Below are 17,451 nucleotides of genomic sequence, written 5' to 3' on the forward strand. Positions count from 1 at the left end.
TATATAATTTTTATAACTTCGTATAAAATAGCTGTACCATGACTACAAAAGCCGAAAGAACCACCGCCTTTATCATTGAAACCATCGCCCCGATTTTTATTAAACAAGGTTATGTGGGCACGAGTATGAGCGACCTTACAAAGGCCACCGGCCTTACAAAAGGTGCACTTTATGGCAATTTCGAAAACAAGGAAGCCCTCGCTTTGGCAGCTTATGAATTCAGTATCAACAAATTACTTGCTGCCATTGATGAACGGTTGGGAATCGAAGGTAATTCGTTGGATAAGATATTCTCGTTAACCAAGTTCTATCGCAATTACGACATGTTCACGGCAGAATTGGGAGGTTGTCCTGTTTTGAATATAGGTATTGATGCACAAGCGAACAATAAGGCCTTGGCTGCAGCTTCCCGTGAAACCATTAGGATCATAGAAGGCAAAATAGCATTGGTTTTGGAAAACGGGGTGAACAACAATGACCTGCACTTACCGGTTACCCCATTACAATTCGCAAAACAATTCTATACGATGTTACAAGGGGCGGTAGCGATGAGTACGATCACAAGGGACCGTAAATACCTTTCAAACACCGTAGCCTATTTGGAAGTATTGGTTAAAAATGAAATCAAGAAATAACGGATGGGTTTATTCCGGTCTTACCCTGTAGATCCATGTCTTTTCCGGGTATTTTCCGTTCAATCCGGAATCCCTGGCCTTGCGGGCCTCACCCATGGTATCGTATCGTCCTAAATATACGTAGTTCAAATTGTTCTTACTTCTTAAGAACGATTTAGCCTGTAGGCCTTTCTTGGCCATATCTGCCTTAAAAGCGTCCAAATACCTTTTGGTCCCAAAGACATTGGCAATTAAATAGTAACCGGGCTGTAAGCCGTCCTCCCCAATCACTTCCTCATATTTTTCACCTGCCATAGGTTTTACTTCCTCAGTCTGTTGGGCAAGTTGCAATATGCGTTCCTTTTCTTTGGCAGCTTGGATCGAATCGGTAATTCGTTGTGCTGCAGCCAATTCCTGACTTCTTTTTGCCTCCGCAATCGAATCCTTGCGCTTTTGTTCCGCGATTTGTACAGCCGCTATTTCCTGTCGTTGCCGGGCCCTATCGATCGAATCTGATTTGCGTTTTAATGCGTCACGCATTTCCGCTTCGGCGATGGCCGATTCCTTCTTTGCCAAAGCCAATGAATCCCTCCTCAACTTACGCTGGGCTTTCTCTCGTGCCTTTGCCTCCCTTTTCATCGCCAATGCTTCCGCTTTTGAGAGCGTTTCCACAGCTTTATCGGTCGCCACGATTTCCTCGATCTTTTCCTCTTCTTCTTTCCCTTTAAAGGGTTTTACCCTTTTTCTCGACGCATATTTCCCGAAATCAAAAGCGGTGATCAATTCAAAAGTGGGGTCTTTACCCTTTAAATCGGAATCGGTTCCAAATTCGACCACGCCCCCGATTGAAAAACGTTTCATAATCCTTCCCCCTCCTCCAACGGCAACCCCATAAAAACTATTGTATCCGGCTTGTGCCCAAAATTTATCCGTGGCCAAAACGGCACTCAGCCCAACTTGGGTATCATACCCTGGAATGGACTTCACATAGAGCATAGGCCTTACCACCGAGGTACTATCGGAAGCCCCCAAGGCCACCGGAATAGCATAGGAAGCCGTTCCTAAATATATTTTCTCATCATTGGCCGTATGGGCTTTCTTATCCTCGAAGTTATAATCGAAAAGGTTTTCAGAAGTAAACCCAATATTTAGGCCATCATAGGTAAATTGAATCCCAGGTGCCATTTGAAGAATAAAATCATCAGTCGTCCCAAAGAATTGTAGCTCTATTTGTGGGTCCCCTTCAAAGGTATTTCCTGAAAATTCTTGTTGGTATCCATATACATTCACTCCAACGGTAAGACTGGCCCGATCACCCAAGCCAAATTGATATGCATAATTCAAAACCCCACCCGTATTTAGGTAAATGTCGGTGTTATGTTGAAAAAAGCCCGCACCTATAGCCGATGAATTATTAAGTTTACCCGTATAGTTTAAGAAGAAGGTCGTGGGGTCGGCATCAACGGTCTGCCATTGCCAGCGAGTCCATAACCCCAAAGAATGCGTATTCCCGTAATTCACTGAAAAGGCCGGATTCAATATTTCCGAATTGGAATCGGTCAGATTGTGCTGCCTTAAATCCAACGGCAATCCAACGTCCTGCGCATGCAGCACGCCAACGAATAAAATGAACAAAAAAGACAGCTTTATTTTGGTCATATGCAAAAAAACAAAAAACAAAGGGGTTTACATACTAATTTGAGGTATTTTTAGTTAGAATAAATGAAAAGTCCAAAACTAACGAATTGCTGATTATGAAGGTTTTAAAAGCATTGCTGATTTTTGTTTTTGTCTCAGGTTTCTTAGGCTGCAAAGAAGAACAACCTATTGTGATAGATGACTCCATATCAACCTTTTACTTTATCAGACATGCTGAAAAAGATAGGTCGGACCCCAATAATATGGACCCGGAACTTACACAAAAAGGACTGGGTAGGGCCATGCATTGGGCCGAAATTCTAGATGAAATCCCGATTGATGCCGTGTATACCACGGATTATGAAAGAACGCAAATGACTGCCGCCCCCATTGCGGTTAAAAAGAACCTTACCGTGCAAATTTATGACCCTGCCATTCTCGATCTGGAACAGTTCAAGGAAGAAAACAAGAACAGGAATGTTCTAGTGGTCGGCCATAGCGATTCAACCCCGGATTTCGTGAACAAATTAATCGGACAGGAAAAGTATGACTCAATTGATGACGGCCAAAACGGAAGTCTCTTTATTGTTGAAATCGTCGGTGGCACCACTACGGATATGCGATTGAACTTTAATTGTAATTGCCCGGATTAACGGAAATTTCCTCCAATTCGATTTTGGACAATAATTCCAATTCGTTCTTCATAAAAAGACTATCTATCTTAGATATGGATTGCGAATCCTTGACCGATTTGAAATTGTTATAATCCACGAATCTAATCCCGTTGACATACCTTTCGTTATAGGCCTCCCTAAATCGAATTCCACCACCATTAACATGGAACTCATAGGCCAAATATTCTGGAATAAATGTTTCGGTATTGAACCAATAGACATATACATCATCAAAGTCGTCCCCGCCATTCTCTTGATCGAACGTTACTTTAATCTTGTAAAAATCTTTACCGTTGATCGTAATCTCACCAAGATATTCCTTGTTCACGGCAGGATCATTCAAACCATAGGGCAAATACGCAAAATAATGTACGGAATTGATGGAATTCGAATATACGCGGGCAAGGGAATCCATGACCTTGACAGGTTTCCCATCAACCTTACGTGTGAATCCATTTGGAGACTTAATATCAACTGTAACAAGGGAGTCGGACGTAAATATCCGCTTTAGCACCTTTTGTCCGTTAACGGTTTCACTTACATATTCTTTATCCCTGAATTTAAAAGAAATGTCACTGGTCTTGTACCGTTCGCCACCACAAACTTCAATACTTTTGTCCACTATCTGTTGGGCGGTCATACGTTGTGAGGTCTTTTCTTTGCATGAAAGGATTACAACCAACAGTAGGGCCATTAAAATACTTTTTGCTTTTTTCATTCCATAAAGGTCGTAAACGGGTAAACAACATTACAAAGAACCCCAATAATTCCAATTAAGTGAAATTGCGGAAACGATAATTGTCACTATTTTTGTAGCCATATGGAGAATACGATCAATATAAAGAACAAAAGGGCCCGATTCGAATATGATATCCTGGATAAGTATACCGCCGGTATCGTTTTATCAGGCACAGAAATAAAATCCATTCGCCAAGGAAAGGCCTCCATTGCCGAAAGTTTCTGTGAGTTCAATGACCGCGGTGAACTTTTCATCATTAACATGCAGATCGATGAATACTCCCACGCCTCCCATTTCAACCATAAACCCAAAGCCGAACGAAAATTACTTTTGAACAAACGTGAGTTGAAAAAATTGGAAAAGGAAGTTTCTGCCAGTGGACTTACGATCGTACCCTTGAACCTTTTCTTGAACGATCGCGGTTTGGCCAAAATGAACATAGCCCTCGCCAAAGGTAAAAAGCTTTACGATAAGCGCGAGACCATTAAAGACCGTGACAATAAGCGGGATCTTGACCGGATCAAGAAAAGTTTCAATAGGTAGAAGAACCAAAAGGCCTACCTAGTTTTTATCCTCGAGTAAGGGAACGAACCGAAAAGCACCGAGTTCCGTTTTTTCAAATTCCTTTTCTGATTTTCGTACGAACAACGTCATGATCTGCTCTTCAACACCAACGGGTATTACGAGCCTACCCCCTACTTTTAATTGTGACAATAGTGCTTTGGGGACTTCCGGAGCCCCAGCCGTTACGATGATACTGTTGAAAGGAGCTTCTTCCGGCAAGCCTTTGTAACCATCCCCAAAGATGACTTTCTTGGGTCGATAACCCATCTTTTTAAAAAACAGGTTGGTTTTTTTGAAAAGTTCCAATTGTCTTTCGATCGTAAATACTTTCGCTTTTAATTGCAATAGAATTGCGGTTTGGTACCCACTTCCCGTTCCTATTTCCAGAACTTTGTGTCCGGGTTCGACTTTCAACAATTCAGATTGGAAAGCAACCGTATAAGGTTGTGAAATGGTCTGATCCGCAGCGATGGGAAAAGCCTTGTCCTGATATGCATGCCCCTCAAAACCACTGTCCATAAAAAGATGTCTGGGCACTTTGCGTATGGCATCAAGAACATGGGTATCCACTATTCCTTTGGCAATCAATACCTCGGCCAATTTGTTGCGCATTCCGCGATGTTTAAGCGTATCTCTCAAGGGTAACTATGATGGTTTGGTTAAAAAAGCTAAGTTAATAAAGTTTGTTCAATGAATTAAAGAACTTCCCCGATCCCTTACAAAACTTTTGAAGTTCAAAGTAAATAAACTACCAAACTATCGTTATTTTTGAAGAAAATACAACCTATGCTTAAAGTTGGAGTCCTAGGAGCAGGACATTTAGGAAAAATACACCTTCGTCTACTCAATGAATCCCCAAAATATGATTTGATCGGTTTTTATGATCCGGATGATATCAATGGCCAAAAAGTCGCCGCTGAATTCGGATACCACTATATGGAAAACATCAATGAGCTGATCGATGCCGTTGATGTTGTCGACATTGTTACCCCCACGCTATCACATTTTGATTGCGCCAAGAAAGCCATGGAAAAAGGAAAACATGTTTTTATAGAAAAGCCCATCACAAACACCCTCGAAGAAGCGGAAGAATTATTGCAATTGGAAGCGGCACATGGTGTTAAAGGCCAAGTGGGGCATGTAGAACGGTTCAATCCGGCATTCTTGGCGGTAAAGGATAAGATACATGGTCCCATGTTCATAGAAGCCCATAGATTGGCCGAATTCAATCCCCGGGGCACGGATGTTCCGGTTGTTCTGGATCTGATGATACATGACATAGATGCCATTCTCAGTGTCGTGGATTCCGAGGTAAAACAAATCAATGCCAGTGGCGTATCGGTAATCAGTCAATCGCCCGATATTGCCAATGCCCGTATCGAATTTGAAAACGGTTGTGTGGCGAATCTTACCGCGAGCAGGATATCATTGAAAAACATGCGAAAATCCCGATTCTTTCAACGGGACGCCTATATTTCGGTAGACTTTTTGGAGAAAAAGGCCGAAGTGGTAAAGATGAAGGACGCTCCGGAATCCCCCGGCGATTTCGATATGATCCTACAGAATGCAGAGGGTATAAAAAAACAGATCTATTTTGAAAATCCAGAGATAACGGCCAACAATGCCATTCTCGATGAATTGGAGACTTTTGCAGATGCGATTACCCAAAACACCACCCCGGTAGTGACCCTCCGTCAGGGAACACGGGCATTGCGTGTAGCGCTCCAGATTATACGGTCTTTCTAAAAAAAAGCAATTATGAAAAATATAGCAGTTATCGGTGCAGGGACCATGGGCAACGGAATTGCCCATGTTTTTGCTCAAAATGGCCATCATGTACATTTGATCGACATCTCACAAGAAGCCATCGATCGGGGAATCTCGACGATTACCAGGAATTTGGATCGAATGATTTCCAAAGGGAAGATCGATGAATCGGCCAAGGCCACAACCCTTAAGAACATCATCACCTATACCGAACTATCGAAGGGTATTCCAAATACTGATTTGGTGGTTGAAGCCGCTACGGAACAACTGAACATAAAACTGGGGCTTTTCAAGGAAATGGATGCATTATCGGGACCAGGTACGATTTTGGCGACCAATACCTCCTCCATTTCAATAACGGAAATCGCCGCGGTAACCGAAAAACCGGACAAAGTGATCGGAATGCATTTTATGAACCCGGTTCCCATAATGGGGCTGGTAGAGATCATTCGAGGCTACAATACCTCCGATGAAACGACAAATACCATTATGGACCTATCGATAAAGTTGGGAAAGACACCAACAAAGGTCAATGATTACCCTGGGTTCGTTGCCAATAGGATCTTAATGCCGATGATCAACGAAGCTATCGAAACCCTTTATCATGGGGTTGCCGGAGTAACGGAAATAGATACGGTTATGAAATTGGGTATGGCCCACCCCATGGGCCCCTTGCAATTGGCCGATTTTATCGGGTTGGATGTGTGCCTTTCGATACTGAACGTCATGTACGACGGATTCAAAAATCCGAAATATGCACCCTGTCCGCTTTTGGCGAATATGGTAATGGCCAAAAAACTGGGGATAAAATCGGGAGAAGGTTTCTATGATTATTCCAAATCCAAAAAAGCCGAAACCGTTTCTTCTCAATTCAAGTAATATCATGGCGGTGATCAAACCCTTTAAGGCGGTAAGACCCACAAAGGACAAAATCGCCCATGTTACATCCCGATCATATCTAGCGTATGCCCAGGAAGAATTGGAGGCAACCTTACGCTATAATCCGTTTTCCTTTCTGCACATCATCAATCCGGGATACAAATTTTCAAAAGAAGTTTCCGGTGAAGAACGCTATGGATTGATCCGTAATCGCTATTTGGAATTTTTTGAGGAACATATTTTAACAAAGGATGATACCGATGGTTTTTATATCTATCAAATTGAAAAGAACAATTTAAAATGTTGTGGCCTCATTGCTTTGGCCAGTGTGCAGGATTATCGTGACAACGTTATCAAAAAACACGAAGAAACAATGAGCCCGCGAGAGCAATTATTCGCTAAATACCTAAAAAATGTGGGTTTTAACGCAGAACCCGTGTTAACTACCTATACCGACAAAATCGAAATCCAGGACATAATCGATTTCGAAAAACAAAAAGAGCCGGAATATTCCTTTACCACATCCGATTGGATAAAACATACCCTTTGGACGGTAACCAAGAAGGAATCCGTACAAGGGTTGATGCGCGAATTCACGCCTATTACATCGTTATATATTGCGGATGGCCATCATAGAAGTGCCTCTTCGGAAATTTTGGCCAGTAATTTTCAAAAAGGGAATACCCAACATACGGGCAAAGAACCCTATAATTACTTCATGTGCTATCTGCTACCTGAATCAGAGATCCGTATTCATGAATTCAATCGGATGGTGAAAGATCTCAACGGATTGACCAAAGCGGAATTCCTTATAAAATTGGATGCTTTCTTTAGGATAGAAAAAAAGGGTGATGTACTTTACAAACCCAAGAAAAAACATCATTTCAGTATGTATCTTGATGGCGCATTTTATTCGCTGATCCTAAGGGAGAAAGCCTATGGATTTACCGATTTGCTCAGTAGACTCGATACGCATATCCTTTATAAAACCATCCTGGATCCCATTTTAGGCATTAAAGACCTCAGAAGTAACAAACGCATACATTATGGCTGTGGTAAACACAATGTGATCCGTATGAAAGATGAAATCGACCTGGGGAAATTCGCAGTAGGTTTTAGTCTTTTCCCGTTAACAATGGATGAAATAAAGGCCATTGCCGATGCCGGATCGGTCATGCCCCCGAAAAGTACTTATATCGAACCTAAACTAAGAAGTGGCCTGACCATTTACGAGTTTTAATATATAATTTATCATGTCTATACAATCAAATCTTGAGCATATAAACCGAACATTGCCGAATCATGTCACCTTGGTAGCCGTTTCAAAGACAAAACCCGAAGAAAGTATCCTGGAAGCCTATAATGGGGGACAGCGCATTTTCGGTGAGAACAAAATCCAGGAAATGGCCCGAAAATGGGAGGCCTTACCTAAAGATATCGAATGGCATATGATAGGCCACGTACAGCGGAACAAGGTTAAATATATGGCCGAATTCGTTTCATTGATCCATGGTGTCGACAGTTTTAAGTTGCTACGGGAAATCAACAAACAGGCTCAAAAACACAACAGGACCATTCCATGCCTTTTACAGGTGCATATTGCCGAAGAGGAAACAAAATTCGGATTGGACGAGAAGGAACTGAACCAGCTTATAGGCTCAAAGGAATTCAGAGATCTTACCCATGTCGAAATCGTAGGCTTGATGGGCATGGCCACCTTTACGAAGGATCAAACCCAAATAAAAAAGGAATTTAGGTACTTAAAGCATATTTTCGATAAAATAAAAGATACCTTACCCCATATTTCCGTATTATCCATGGGTATGAGCGGTGATTACCAGTTAGCTGTGGAAGAAGGTAGTACCATGGTACGCATAGGAAGTAGTATCTTTGGAGCAAGAGACTATTCCCATATATGAAATTAAAGATTGAAGGCAATTGATGTATACGATTCTCGACATAGAGACGACAGGAGGTAAATACAACGAAGAAGGTATCACCGAAATAGCTATCCATAAATTCGATGGCCATAAGGTCATTGATAAATTCATTAGTCTGGTGAACCCCGAAAGGGAAATACAGCCCTTTGTGGCCAATTTAACCGGCATCAATTCCAAAATGCTCCGTACTGCCCCCAAATTCCATGAAGTTGCAAAACGTATTGTGGAGATTACCGAAGACACCGTTCTCGTTGCCCATAATGCCCAATTTGATTACAGGATCCTAAGAACCGAATTTAGGCGATTGGGGTATAATTTTGAGCGGAAGACCTTATGTACCGTTGATCTTTCAAAAAGTCTCTTGCCAGATGCCGAGTCGTATAGCCTCGGAAAATTGGTGAGGTCTTTGGGCATCCCCATGAGTGATCGCCATCGGGCGAACGGTGATGCCATTGCCACCCTTAAACTATTTAAGTTATTACTTTCCAGAGACACCAATAAAACCATAATCAAGGAAGTGGTCCGGGAAGAAACCCACGGGGAACTTTCACAACGACAGCTGGATATCGTGGAACAAATGCCCTCCGAAACCGGTCTGTACTACATGCACGACAAGAAGGGGGATATCCTATTTCTAGGCAAAAGTACCAACATAAAAAAACGGGTAAACCAACACTTTACCAAAAGTGGCAGTAAGGCACGACAACTTCAAAAAGAAACCAAAACAATAACCTTCGAAAAAACAGGAAGCGAACTGGTCGCTTTATTGAAAGAACGCGAAGAACTTCTAAAAAATAAACCCCGGTACAATCACAATATCAGGAAAAAACGCCTACAGGCCCTCTATCTGAGTACAAATGACGATGGGTATCAAACGTTTGTAATCGCTCCCCAAACCAACGGAAAAACCAACATAACCACCTTTAACGGTATTGTTTCCGCCAAGAACTTTCTTTTGAAAATCACCGAGGAGTTCCAACTTTGCACCAAAATCAATGACCTGGAACATCACGGCCCCTGTGAAATGGAAAAGAAAGGCCAGTGCCTGGGTGGATGTCGTGGATTGGAATCCCCCACGGCTTATAACCAAAGGGTCAATGAGGCGATAAACAAGTATAGCTTAGCGCAAAAAACGATGTTGATTGTTGATAAAGGTCGTGAAATTGGGGAGTATAGTGCTATCTTTATAAAAGATGGGGTCTTTCAAGGCTTGGGATATTACGACCTTAACCACCAGATCAATAATATCCATATCTTGGAATCGATTATCACCCCCATGCGGGGCGATAGCACCGCAACCCACATCATAGATTCCTATCTTAGGAAAAAACGAATAAAAAAAATAATAGATCTTAAGCACTGATTTTGAGCACCAAAAAAAAGAATCGCGATTGGAGGTCCGCCATACATGAAGTCATTTATGGGACCCATACTCCAGCGGGCAAATTATTCGATATAATACTACTGATCGTTATTCTATACAGTGTAATTATCGTGATGTTCGAAAGCATTCCAAAGTACGATAACCAATACCATAACTTCTTCAATATATCGGAATGGGTAGTGACCATCCTTTTTTCCATTGAATATATCTTAAGGCTGATCTGTATCAAAAAACCCCGTAAGTATATTTTTAGTTTTTTCGGTATTATCGACCTACTTTCAACGATACCGAAATATCTGACGTTCTTCTTTTTGCAATCCCACTATTTAACCGCTTTTAGGGCACTACGATTGTTACGGGTCTTTAGGATACTGAAATTAGTGCGTTTTGTCGGGGAGTCGAATAATTTGATTCGGGCATTAAGGGCCAGCAGGACCAAAATCTTTGTTTTTGTATTTTTTGTACTGGTCGTATCCGTATTATTGGGTACTATCATGTATTTGGTCGAAGGGCCTACCCATGGGTTCAACAGTATTCCCCATAGCATCTATTGGACCATAGTGACCTTAACCACGGTGGGTTATGGTGATATCTCCCCCCAAACCCCTCTCGGTCAGTTCATCGCTACGCTGATCATGATCATCGGTTATGGCGTTATTGCGGTGCCTACGGGAATCGTCTCCGCTGAATATTCCTCCTATCCCAAAGATCGAAAAGAGAGTGACAAAGGAAGGTCTTGTCCTAATTGCGGTGTTGAAATCCAACGCTCTGATGCCATATACTGCAGAAAATGTGGATTCAAATTAATTGAAGACCAATGAGCACCAAAACCCTCATATCGGTCGTGGGACCTACTGCCATCGGCAAAACCAGAATGGGAATTTCGTTGGCTAAACATTTCAACACCGAGATCATTTCAGCGGATTCCCGTCAGTTTTATAAAGAATTGGAAATAGGTACAGCGGTCCCCAGCGAAGAAGAATTGCTCTCGATCAAACACCATTGCATCCAACATAAAAGCATCTTTGACCCTTATTCGGTGGGTGATTTTGAAAAAGAGGCCCTTTCGATATTGGACAGATTATTTGAAAAACACGATACGGTAATCCTTGTGGGTGGTAGTGGCCTATATGTCGATGCCATCACCAAAGGGTTGGATGATTTCCCTGCTGTATCACCGGACTATCGTGAAGCATTGAACAAAACCCTGAGCGAAAAAGGGATTGCCGAACTTCAACACCAATTGAAGAGGTACGACGAAGCCTACTACAACAAAGTGGATTTGGAAAACCCGCATCGATTGATACGGGCTTTGGAAATCTGCATGGCAACAGGCAAACCATATTCATCGTTTTTAAGAAAAAAGAATGTAAAAAGGTCATTTGACACCCTTACCATAGGCATAAGTGCCGACCGGGAAATCATTTATGACAGGATCAATCAACGGGTCGATCTTATGATCGCGAACGGACTTTTGGATGAAGCTCGGGAAGTTTATCCACACAGAAAATTAAACGCCCTACAAACCGTAGGCTACAAAGAACTTTTCAATTATTTCGATGGTACCTGGACACTGGAATTCGCTATTTCCGAAATAAAAAAGAACACAAGGCGCTTTGCAAAAAGACAATTGACCTGGTATCGAAAAAACGAGGACATCATATGGTTCGATTACCTTGATGACCCTACCCTGGTATGTGAAGAAATCGCTGAAAAAATAGCTGGTCCACCCCTAAATGGTTAGCAAAGGTATCTATATCGTAATGGGTGTTTCGGGCAGTGGCAAAACAACCGTTGGTACATTATTGGCCAATACATTGCAACTCCCTTTTTTTGATGGGGATGACTATCATCCTGAATCAAACGTGAAAAAAATGGCCAGTGGAAAAGCCCTAAATGACCAAGATCGAAAAGAATGGTTGGAAACCCTAAACAGACTCGCACGGGAACACAAGTCCATTGGAGCGGTAATCGCCTGTTCCGCATTAAAGGAAAGTTATAGGGCATCTTTGCGAAAAGATGTGATGGAGCAAATGACCTTTATTTACCTAAAAGGTTCATTTTCAGCTATAAATCGCAGATTACAAGGACGTAAAGGGCACTACATGCCGATATCGTTGTTAAAGTCCCAATTTGAAACATTGGAACCCCCCAAAGACGCCATTGAAGTTTCAATAAACCAAAGTCCAGAGGATATCGTCAACAGCATACGTGACAAAATCACATAAAAAAAGCCCCGACGAAAACGTCGGGGCTTTGTATTCTTAGAAAGATATTGTTTTATTCCGATTCGGTTTTTATGACCAACCTGAAACCTTCTCCATGGATATTCAATATTTCCACGGTATCATCACGTTTAAGGTATTTACGTAACTTGGCAATATACACATCCATACTTCTGGAAGTGAAATAATTATCATCCCTCCAGATTTTTGTCAAGGCCAATTCCCTAGGCATCAAATCATTTTCATGCAAAGCCAAAAGACGCAGCAATTCATTTTCTTTTGGAGAAAGTTTAATTGCTTCTTCATCTTTATATTTCAAGAACCTTAATTTGGAATTCAAATGAAAACCACCTATTTGGAATTCGAATTTCTTGCTGTCTGTCAACGAACTGGAAGCCTTTCTTTGGATAATGGCTTTAAGCTTCATCAATAACACTTCCGAATCAAAAGGTTTGTTCAGGTAATCGTCCGCACCGGCCTTATAGCCTTTAAGGACATCTTCTTTCATCGTTTTGGCGGTAAGGAAGATTATCGGGACATTCTCGTTCTTCTCCCTTATTTCTTTCGCAAGGGTGAAACCGTCTTTATAAGGCATCATGACATCCAAGATGCAGACATCAAAATTGTCTTTCTTGAACTTCTCAAAACCCTCCATCCCATTCTTGGCCAATGTAACATCAAAATTGTTCATTGACAAATAATCCTTCAATACAATCCCAAAATTGGGATCATCCTCCACTAAAAGTATTTTCTTGTTTACTGTTTCCATAATTCGTTAAATTAATGGTAGTTTAATATAGAAAGAGCTTCCTTTATCTTTTTCGCTTTCTGCATAAACCTCACCTTGGTGATCTTCTATAATTTTTTTAACATAAGCAAGGCCCAAGCCATGCCCTTTTACATTGTGTATATCCCCAGTGTGTTCCCTGTAGAACTTCTCAAAAACTTTTTTCAACACGGCCTTGCTCATTCCCGCACCTTGATCTTTGATCTTAATTACGATATTGTTCTTGACCACCTCGGTGTAAATATCGATTTTTGGGGCCATTGGGGAATATTTAATGGCATTGTCCAAGATATTCACGACAACATTGGTAAAATGCATCTCATTGGCCAAAACTTCCGTTCTCTCGGCTTTTAAATGCTTTTCTATATAACCTCCCCTATCCTCGACGATCAGTTCAACATGGGCAATGGCATCTTGTATGATATCGTGTACATCTACCCGATCCTTGCTGATATCCAATTGGTTCTTTTCCAACTTTGAGATACGCAGAACATTTTCAACTTGTGCATGCATCCTTTTGTTCTCGTCCCGAATCATTTGTAGGTACCTCATTACCTTTTCCTTGTCTTCGATTACCTTTGGGTTCTTAATGGCCTCTACTGCCAAATTAATGGTTGCGATCGGCGTTTTGAACTCATGGGTCATATTATTGATAAAATCGGATTTTATCTCTGAAATCTGTTTTTGGCGTATCAATTGGTAAATGGCACTGGAATAGGCAACGATGATGACCAGGGTAAACAAAAGGGACATAGCCGCCATACCTATTATGGAACGTATTAAAAATCGCTTTTTCTTAGGAAAATCAATCAATAGCGTGTAATTTGAATTGCCCTCCGAATCCTTGAATATCAAAGATTTATAAGGCGGAAGATTCCTAAAACTGAACTTTCTTGATTTTACCGATGTAGGCAACCCCTTACTAGCTATACCATATTCATAATCGGTGTTGATATTCCGATTGTTCAACTCGCGTTCCAACAACAATTCGATTTCCTGTTTCGAAACCCTATTGTGAATGGGCACGCGTTTGGCAAACTCCCCGAACATATCCTCAAAGGCCGAAATCTCCATCGAAGTCAACCCTCCGATTTTTTCCACTTTTTCGATAGGGGTAAATCTGCTTTGATGTCCATCAAGACCTAAATCTTCCTTGTAAGTAGCCTTTAAGCGCCTACTGGTATAATTTTTTATGGTCGTAGTGTCATCACCCGTACCATTGTCAAAGAACGTTGATGCGATATTATATTCCTCTTCTAAAATTCCGTGGGAATAATAATGGATCTCATCTGAACTTATATCCTGATCGACAAAAAAGAAGTTTTTGAAATGGGAGCTCTTTAAATCCCCCACACTATCCTTGATATTTACATACCTATCAAAATAGTCGTTCCGCTCTCTTTCAGTGATTTTGTCGGTCACCTTATCCAGTACATCCGACACACTGTTTGAAAACTGTTCCTCTTTATCCTCAACTGATTTCTTTATCCAATAGCCCTGAACGAAGATAATCCCTATCAATGATAGGCTCATCAGAATGACCAAAAGAACAAACAACCTCCTATTCATCTACACGCAAAATTAAAGATTTAACAACTAGTATTTTAACGTTTAACCTAACCTTAACAAAATTGTTAAAATTGCTCAAACCCGCCTTGGCCGAGTATACGTTTATGGGTTTCATTTACTTTTGAACGGGTCTCGTTCAAGGAGATATTCTCGATGACATAATCGGACAACCCGATCTTAACCGTGTCATTCAATTGGTTACCCATACGGGCCCTGATTTCGGATTTTGAAACCTTATCCCTTTCCATGACCCTGGCCAAACGCACTTCTTCTGGTGCCGTGACCAGAATGATTTTATCATAAAAATCCTGTTGTCCATTTTCAAAAACTATGGCGGATTCTTGGATAACATAGGGGGTGCTTTGTTTTGCCGCCCACCTAAGAAAATCCTCACGAACGGCAGGATGGACAATTTTGTTCAATTGCCCCAATAGCCCTTTGTCCCCGAATACTTTTTTTGCAATGTATTCCCTATTCAAGGTTTTGCCGTTATAGGCTTCCGCTCCCAAAAGTGCCTTAATGGCCTTTCGCAATTCCTTCGAAGACACCATAAGCGCTTTTGCCTCATTATCTGAATTATAAACGGGCACACCCAGGTCCTTGAACATTTTGGCCACAGTGGTCTTTCCACTTCCGATACCACCCGTTAACGCAACGATTTTCATTGTTTCCTCAATATGAATTCCACTTGACTTTCGCTCAGTTCAGCACTTCTAAGGTTTTCCAACGGATTGACCAATTGCAGACCGATGTTCTTCGATGCATTGTCCTTGATCGTATTGTAATCGGCAATCACCTCAAAATCTGCACTTTCCAATAACTTCAACTGATTCAACGTACCCTTGCAGAGCACCCCTACCTTATCCGGGAATGTCTTGATTTCATACTTCTCAGGAAGATTGATCACTTTTATGGGCACTTCGATCAACTTTTCTGAAAACCGAGCTACCTTTCCGCTGACGACTACCTTATCGCTCGAATAGGTAATACCCCCTGATTCCTGCATTTTATCCAGCGCCACTTCTTGGGAAAAGTCAGTGGATACATCACTTAGTTTTAGTTTTACCGTATTTATCGTATTAATGGTATCAACGATATTCCAAGGCCCTTTAAGGGTTACCTCACTTGGCTCAATGACCGGTTCTCCATCCAGAATATGGTTTTGCGGTAGGGTAATGTCCAATTTGGAGGCAATAGGGACCACCTTGGTAACCAAACGCATAAATTCAAAATACAAGGTATCCTCATCGATTTCCAATAAATTCATCGACCGAAGTTGTTTATCTATTTGCTTCCGATAAACACTTTGTGGCATATAGTACCTGCCATTCCTTTCGTTAACGGAAGACACATCTACCCTCACCTCTTTATTCTTAAAGTTGAACCCTAAAAATTGAAATCCGCTTGCCTGTATTTTTACATCGACCTGTTTTTTAGACACTTCGGTAAGTAAAAGGCTATCGGGAACATGAAAGAACACCAGTTCAAAGGTGGCGTTGTCGGTATAGGTCTTGGCCAGATTGTTCAAGAACCAGATCAAGCCCGAACACAATAAGAACATCAAAAACATTTTTGCCTTGCGTCTTTTAATAATGTTTTTGAATTTTTGTATCACTTTACGATAATTCTAGTTGAAGAATAGATTTGGAAACAATTCTTTGGGTTTCTTTTTGCTAAAATTAATCCAAAAGATTGATTTTAGAAAACCCACGCCATACCCCAAAAATTGGATGCCTACCGCCAATAACGAAAGAAAAGCGACCCACACACTCTTGTTCTTTAATAGGGAATCGACGAAAAGCACGATAAAATACAATAGATAAACCCCTATTGGCCAAATAACGTTAAAGGCCAATAAAAATAGGGCCACTGTGAATCCCATTAAAAAAAGCGTAGGGAACCAATAGGTTATTTTAGCAGATCCCGGATGCCATTGGTTTAATATAGGCCTGACCATACCGAATTTATTCACTTGAACAAAAAATTTATGCCAATCGATACGCCGTTTATGATAGACAAATGCCTCGGGAATCAATTTTGTTTCGTAGCCCTTGTCCCAAATGCGCATGGTTAAATCTGGATCTTCACCCGGATGGATCTTACCATAGCCCCCTACTTTTTCAAAGGCCTCTTTGGAAATGCCCATATTAAAACTTCTAGGTTGGAATTTATCGACCGAGGATTTTCCCCCGCGTATCCCCCCTGTGGTCAAAACCGATGTCATTGCATAATTAATGGCCTTTTGAATATCGGTAAAAGAGTCATGTGCCGCATCGGGCCCACCAAAGCAATGCACAAAGTGACCATCGAGCGAATTTTTAACTTCCTGTAAATATCCGGAAGGCAAAATACAATCGGAATCAAGTACGATAAAATAATTCCCTTGGGCGCGTTCCATACCGTAATTACGTGAATCCCCGGGACCGGAGTTCTTTTTAGGCAAATAGGTGATATCCAACTTATCCTGATAGGCCTCCACCTCGCTTTGGGAATCGATCGTTGACCCATCCTCAATGATCACCACTTTGAAGGGTTCTTTGAAGGTTTGGTGTACCAAACTTTCCAACAATTCCCTTATTTCATTGGGCCTATTGTAAACAGGAATAATAAATGAAAAGGAAATATCATCCATACCAGTAATCTGAATTCGATGCACTTAATAATCCGTGCC

The 17,451-nt window shown here is 41.4% G+C and carries 19 protein-coding genes; 11 read left to right on the forward strand and 8 right to left on the reverse strand.

Going from position 1 to position 17,451, the window contains the following annotated elements; translation table 11 throughout:
* Window positions 1–38: 38 nt before the first annotated feature.
* Complete coding sequence (locus tag PHU20_RS02200; protein ID WP_274823704.1) at window positions 39–635, forward strand: TetR/AcrR family transcriptional regulator; 597 nt, start codon at window positions 39–41, stop codon at window positions 633–635.
* Window positions 636–644: 9 nt separating this feature from the next.
* On the opposite strand, the gene PHU20_RS02205 is transcribed toward PHU20_RS02200, so the two are convergent.
* On the reverse strand, window positions 645–2,273 hold the full coding sequence (locus PHU20_RS02205; protein WP_274823705.1) for a PorP/SprF family type IX secretion system membrane protein: 1,629 nt from the start codon (window positions 2,271–2,273) through the stop codon (window positions 645–647).
* Window positions 2,274–2,368: 95 nt separating this feature from the next.
* Between PHU20_RS02205 and PHU20_RS02210 the strand changes: the two genes are divergently transcribed.
* Entirely contained in the window at window positions 2,369–2,905 is a 537-nt protein-coding gene (locus PHU20_RS02210; RefSeq protein ID WP_274823706.1) for a SixA phosphatase family protein, read from the forward strand.
* Here PHU20_RS02210 and PHU20_RS02215 read toward each other — a convergent pair.
* On the reverse strand, window positions 2,883–3,644 hold the full coding sequence (locus PHU20_RS02215; RefSeq protein ID WP_274823707.1) for a DUF6503 family protein: 762 nt from the start codon (window positions 3,642–3,644) through the stop codon (window positions 2,883–2,885). The genes PHU20_RS02210 and PHU20_RS02215 overlap by 23 nt on opposite strands.
* 102 nt (window positions 3,645–3,746) lie before the next feature.
* On the opposite strand from PHU20_RS02215, the gene smpB reads away from it, so the two are divergent.
* Entirely contained in the window at window positions 3,747–4,208 is a 462-nt protein-coding gene (smpB, locus tag PHU20_RS02220; protein ID WP_274823708.1) for an SsrA-binding protein SmpB, read from the forward strand.
* An 18-nt stretch (window positions 4,209–4,226) separates the two neighbouring features.
* Here the strand turns inward: smpB and PHU20_RS02225 are convergent, their stop codons facing one another.
* Complete coding sequence (locus PHU20_RS02225; protein ID WP_274823709.1) at window positions 4,227–4,868, reverse strand: protein-L-isoaspartate(D-aspartate) O-methyltransferase; 642 nt, start codon at window positions 4,866–4,868, stop codon at window positions 4,227–4,229.
* A gap of 147 nt (window positions 4,869–5,015) precedes the next feature.
* Here PHU20_RS02225 and PHU20_RS02230 point away from each other — a divergent pair, with 147 nt between their 5' ends.
* The 8 genes from PHU20_RS02230 to PHU20_RS02265 are packed head-to-tail and all read left to right on the forward strand — an operon-like array spanning window position 5,016 to window position 12,427.
* Window positions 5,016–5,975 carry a Gfo/Idh/MocA family protein gene (locus PHU20_RS02230; protein WP_274823710.1) on the forward strand — a complete coding sequence of 320 codons (960 nt, stop codon included), beginning with the start codon at window positions 5,016–5,018 and terminating at the stop codon, window positions 5,973–5,975.
* 12 nt (window positions 5,976–5,987) lie between these two features.
* Window positions 5,988–6,875, forward strand: coding sequence for a 3-hydroxyacyl-CoA dehydrogenase family protein (locus PHU20_RS02235; protein WP_274823711.1), 888 nt, complete (start codon window positions 5,988–5,990; stop codon window positions 6,873–6,875).
* A gap of 4 nt (window positions 6,876–6,879) precedes the next feature.
* Window positions 6,880–8,115: a DUF1015 domain-containing protein gene (locus PHU20_RS02240; RefSeq protein ID WP_274823712.1), complete on the forward strand. Its 1,236-nt coding sequence runs from the start codon at window positions 6,880–6,882 to the stop codon at window positions 8,113–8,115.
* A gap of 13 nt (window positions 8,116–8,128) precedes the next feature.
* Window positions 8,129–8,794, forward strand: a complete 666-nt coding sequence (locus PHU20_RS02245; RefSeq protein ID WP_274823713.1) for a YggS family pyridoxal phosphate-dependent enzyme — start codon at window positions 8,129–8,131, stop codon at window positions 8,792–8,794.
* 22 nt (window positions 8,795–8,816) lie between these two features.
* Window positions 8,817–10,178, forward strand: a complete 1,362-nt coding sequence (locus PHU20_RS02250; RefSeq protein ID WP_274823714.1) for an exonuclease domain-containing protein — start codon at window positions 8,817–8,819, stop codon at window positions 10,176–10,178.
* Between the two features lie 2 nt (window positions 10,179–10,180).
* On the forward strand, window positions 10,181–11,020 hold the full coding sequence (locus tag PHU20_RS02255; protein ID WP_274823715.1) for an ion transporter: 840 nt from the start codon (window positions 10,181–10,183) through the stop codon (window positions 11,018–11,020).
* Complete coding sequence (gene miaA, locus PHU20_RS02260; protein ID WP_274823716.1) at window positions 11,017–11,943, forward strand: tRNA (adenosine(37)-N6)-dimethylallyltransferase MiaA; 927 nt, start codon at window positions 11,017–11,019, stop codon at window positions 11,941–11,943. The genes PHU20_RS02255 and miaA overlap by 4 nt, the downstream gene beginning before the upstream one ends.
* The gene (locus PHU20_RS02265; RefSeq protein ID WP_274823717.1) at window positions 11,936–12,427 is read left to right on the forward strand and encodes a gluconokinase; all 492 of its coding nucleotides are present in this window, start codon (window positions 11,936–11,938) and stop codon (window positions 12,425–12,427) included. The genes miaA and PHU20_RS02265 overlap by 8 nt, the downstream gene beginning before the upstream one ends.
* A gap of 52 nt (window positions 12,428–12,479) precedes the next feature.
* Here PHU20_RS02265 and PHU20_RS02270 read toward each other — a convergent pair whose 3' ends face one another.
* The 5 genes from PHU20_RS02270 to PHU20_RS02290 all read right to left on the reverse strand — a co-directional run bounded on the left by PHU20_RS02270 (window position 12,480) and on the right by PHU20_RS02290 (window position 17,412).
* Entirely contained in the window at window positions 12,480–13,193 is a 714-nt protein-coding gene (locus PHU20_RS02270; RefSeq protein ID WP_274823718.1) for a response regulator transcription factor, read from the reverse strand.
* Between the two features lie 6 nt (window positions 13,194–13,199).
* Window positions 13,200–14,780 carry a sensor histidine kinase gene (locus PHU20_RS02275; protein WP_274823719.1) on the reverse strand — a complete coding sequence of 527 codons (1,581 nt, stop codon included), beginning with the start codon at window positions 14,778–14,780 and terminating at the stop codon, window positions 13,200–13,202.
* Between the two features lie 65 nt (window positions 14,781–14,845).
* A complete protein-coding gene (gene coaE, locus PHU20_RS02280; RefSeq protein WP_274823720.1) occupies window positions 14,846–15,445 on the reverse strand; it encodes a dephospho-CoA kinase in 600 nt (199 codons plus the stop codon).
* The gene (locus PHU20_RS02285) at window positions 15,442–16,341 is read right to left on the reverse strand and encodes a CdaR family protein (protein WP_274823721.1); all 900 of its coding nucleotides are present in this window, start codon (window positions 16,339–16,341) and stop codon (window positions 15,442–15,444) included. The genes coaE and PHU20_RS02285 overlap by 4 nt, the downstream gene beginning before the upstream one ends.
* A 66-nt stretch (window positions 16,342–16,407) precedes the next feature.
* Window positions 16,408–17,412, reverse strand: coding sequence for a glycosyltransferase family 2 protein (locus PHU20_RS02290; RefSeq protein WP_274823722.1), 1,005 nt, complete (start codon window positions 17,410–17,412; stop codon window positions 16,408–16,410).
* Window positions 17,413–17,451: the final 39 nt, after the last annotated feature.

Origin of the sequence: Maribacter polysaccharolyticus (assembly GCF_028882255.1) — a bacterium.
GTDB classification, from domain to species: domain Bacteria; phylum Bacteroidota; class Bacteroidia; order Flavobacteriales; family Flavobacteriaceae; genus Maribacter_A; species Maribacter_A polysaccharolyticus.

What these genes read in the sequence shown, in the direction of transcription:
- PHU20_RS02230 (WP_274823710.1), top strand. Translation starts at nt 5,016, where the DNA reads ATGCTTAAAGTTGGAGTCCTAGGAGCAGGACATTTAGGAAAAATACAC.
- PHU20_RS02205 (WP_274823705.1), bottom strand. Translation starts at nt 2,273, where the DNA reads ATGACCAAAATAAAGCTGTCTTTTTTGTTCATTTTATTCGTTGGCGTG.
- PHU20_RS02265 (WP_274823717.1), top strand. Translation starts at nt 11,936, where the DNA reads ATGGTTAGCAAAGGTATCTATATCGTAATGGGTGTTTCGGGCAGTGGC.
- PHU20_RS02245 (WP_274823713.1), top strand. Translation starts at nt 8,129, where the DNA reads ATGTCTATACAATCAAATCTTGAGCATATAAACCGAACATTGCCGAAT.
- coaE (WP_274823720.1), bottom strand. Translation starts at nt 15,445, where the DNA reads ATGAAAATCGTTGCGTTAACGGGTGGTATCGGAAGTGGAAAGACCACT.
- smpB (WP_274823708.1), top strand. Translation starts at nt 3,747, where the DNA reads ATGGAGAATACGATCAATATAAAGAACAAAAGGGCCCGATTCGAATAT.
- PHU20_RS02215 (WP_274823707.1), bottom strand. Translation starts at nt 3,644, where the DNA reads ATGAAAAAAGCAAAAAGTATTTTAATGGCCCTACTGTTGGTTGTAATC.
- PHU20_RS02290 (WP_274823722.1), bottom strand. Translation starts at nt 17,412, where the DNA reads ATGGATGATATTTCCTTTTCATTTATTATTCCTGTTTACAATAGGCCC.
- miaA (WP_274823716.1), top strand. Translation starts at nt 11,017, where the DNA reads ATGAGCACCAAAACCCTCATATCGGTCGTGGGACCTACTGCCATCGGC.
- PHU20_RS02285 (WP_274823721.1), bottom strand. Translation starts at nt 16,341, where the DNA reads ATGTTCTTATTGTGTTCGGGCTTGATCTGGTTCTTGAACAATCTGGCC.
- PHU20_RS02210 (WP_274823706.1), top strand. Translation starts at nt 2,369, where the DNA reads ATGAAGGTTTTAAAAGCATTGCTGATTTTTGTTTTTGTCTCAGGTTTC.
- PHU20_RS02275 (WP_274823719.1), bottom strand. Translation starts at nt 14,780, where the DNA reads ATGAATAGGAGGTTGTTTGTTCTTTTGGTCATTCTGATGAGCCTATCA.
- PHU20_RS02270 (WP_274823718.1), bottom strand. Translation starts at nt 13,193, where the DNA reads ATGGAAACAGTAAACAAGAAAATACTTTTAGTGGAGGATGATCCCAAT.
- PHU20_RS02250 (WP_274823714.1), top strand. Translation starts at nt 8,817, where the DNA reads ATGTATACGATTCTCGACATAGAGACGACAGGAGGTAAATACAACGAA.
- PHU20_RS02240 (WP_274823712.1), top strand. Translation starts at nt 6,880, where the DNA reads ATGGCGGTGATCAAACCCTTTAAGGCGGTAAGACCCACAAAGGACAAA.
- PHU20_RS02200 (WP_274823704.1), top strand. Translation starts at nt 39, where the DNA reads ATGACTACAAAAGCCGAAAGAACCACCGCCTTTATCATTGAAACCATC.
- PHU20_RS02235 (WP_274823711.1), top strand. Translation starts at nt 5,988, where the DNA reads ATGAAAAATATAGCAGTTATCGGTGCAGGGACCATGGGCAACGGAATT.